General features: G+C 50.2%; 1 protein-coding gene. It reads left to right on the top strand.

The window, feature by feature from the left end; all coding sequences use genetic code 11:
- Nucleotides 1–131: 131 nt before the first annotated feature.
- Nucleotides 132–631 (top strand): hypothetical protein (locus R7E38_RS23070; protein ID WP_318082172.1); only part of this gene is annotated, 500 nt, incomplete at its 3' end.

Raw genomic sequence — 631 nt, 5'->3', positions numbered from 1 at the left:
CATAGATCTTCTCTCTGACAGGCCCGGCTAAAACGGAGGAGACAGAGCCGCCGGCCAGATCAGTTGCCGGGCCACAGTCTGATAAGGGTTTCTCCCCTGTCGCAGGGAGATTGCGCAATAAGCTCGAGGTGATGCCAGATTCAACCTCCCAGGCTTTCCCACTTAGACAGGGAACCGGTGGCCAGACCCAATACTGGCCGTTTTCAGCAGCTGACATTTACAATTGGAAACAACACAACCCTTCTTTCTCCAAAGATCCGGTGGCACTCACCGACCTAATAGAATCTGTTTTACTTCCAACAGCTCTTACAGGCCCTCTTAACCTCAAGAAAAAAAAAAAAACAAAAAAACAAAGAGTGTTCCTAGAGGCCAGAAAGCATGTTCTGGGAGATGATGGGCGTCCCACCCAGCTGCCTGAGGAAATTGATGCTGCATTCCCACTTAAGAGACCAAACTGGGATTTTAATACAGCTGAAGGTAAGGGACACCTACGCCTTTATCGCCAGTTGCTTCTAGCGGGTCTCCGAGGGGCTATACGACGCCCTACTAATTTGGCTCAGGTAAAACAGGTATTACAGGAAGCAGGGGAAACTCCCTCCGCCTTTCTAGAGAGACTTAAGGAGGCCTACCG

Origin of the sequence: Vibrio sp. Vb2131 (genome assembly GCF_033338535.1) — a bacterium.
GTDB classification, from domain to species: Bacteria; Pseudomonadota; Gammaproteobacteria; order Enterobacterales; family Vibrionaceae; genus Vibrio; species Vibrio alginolyticus.
This window is presented reverse-complemented; position numbering and strand designations above follow the sequence as displayed.